General features: G+C 47.3%; 2 protein-coding genes. Both read right to left on the bottom strand.

All coding sequences use genetic code 11. The annotated features are described in order from the left end of the window. Positions 1-147: 147 nt before the first annotated feature. Positions 148-444: a hypothetical protein gene (locus tag N7387_RS21280; protein WP_279800956.1), complete on the bottom strand. Its 297-nt coding sequence runs from the start codon at positions 442-444 to the stop codon at positions 148-150. 123 nt (positions 445-567) lie between these two features. Then, a complete protein-coding gene (locus N7387_RS21275; RefSeq protein WP_279800955.1) occupies positions 568-825 on the bottom strand; it encodes a hypothetical protein in 258 nt (85 codons plus the stop codon). Between the last annotated feature and the right edge of the window lie 95 nt (positions 826-920).

Genomic DNA, 920 nt, shown 5'->3' with positions numbered 1-920 from the left:
CTATATGTTTTAAACGGGTTGAAGTGAGGTGGCTGCGGCATTATTCGGATAATCCCACCAGCGGCGGGAAAGCAATAAAAAGAGCACTGTGTCCGAATACGGATTAGGTAATGAGCCTGTCACGCTCCAATGCTCTTGTTGTTGTCATCATGAATACTTATTTTCAGCCCATTCTTTCCAGTCGAAGCCGCATTCGCATCTTCCAGTTTTATCCTGATACTCAGCATCTAAACCGCAGGCTGGACAACACGGAACTTCGACGGTAATTTTCGTACCAACCGGCCAGCGACTCGCGCTGAATGTAACTTTATCTTCAATACATGAATCCATGTCACCATCACACAAAACCTCAACAAATGGTCGATGTTCATTACAGGATTCACCAGAATAGATATCTGCCTTTACTTCACCCCATGAGGCTGTCTTATATGTTGTCTCACTCATCTTTGGATGCCTTTGCATGACTGGAAATAAAAAGCCGCACACAGCTCTTGTGTTAAGTGATAACGAGGTGATTGACACTGTGGCGGCGTAAACGGAAAAGGCCGTACAGGGCGGCCCGTGGAACTATCTCCAGACGCGGGGAAATGCATCATCCAGTAATTCAGGATCCGGCATGATAGCCCAGGCGGTATAAAACGAATGAGGTGTAAATTCATCACCGAGGAACGGATAAATGCCGACATCACACTCATCACCGTCTCGGAGGACACGGACCGATCCGTTATGCCAGCCGTCACACGGGTTATAAACAATGACGTAGTTGCCATCCATTTCTTCCGTCGGGCGGACATCAGCCGAGTAGAATTCTAACTGGCACTTCATTTCCTACCTCCGAAAACAAAAAAGGCCGCACATGGCGACCTTTGGAATCAGTTGTTCGGAATAACCGAACATGTGAACTATCCGGAAATTCCGGA

The sequence above is a fragment of the Morganella sp. GD04133 genome, from assembly GCF_029835375.1.
Taxonomy (GTDB): Bacteria; Pseudomonadota; Gammaproteobacteria; order Enterobacterales; family Enterobacteriaceae; genus Morganella; species Morganella morganii_B.
This window is presented reverse-complemented; position numbering and strand designations above follow the sequence as displayed.

Coding starts and splice junctions, on each gene's coding strand:
- N7387_RS21280 (WP_279800956.1), bottom strand. CDS start 444: ATGAGTGAGACAACATATAAGACAGCCTCATGGGGTGAAGTAAAGGCA.
- N7387_RS21275 (WP_279800955.1), bottom strand. CDS start 825: ATGAAGTGCCAGTTAGAATTCTACTCGGCTGATGTCCGCCCGACGGAA.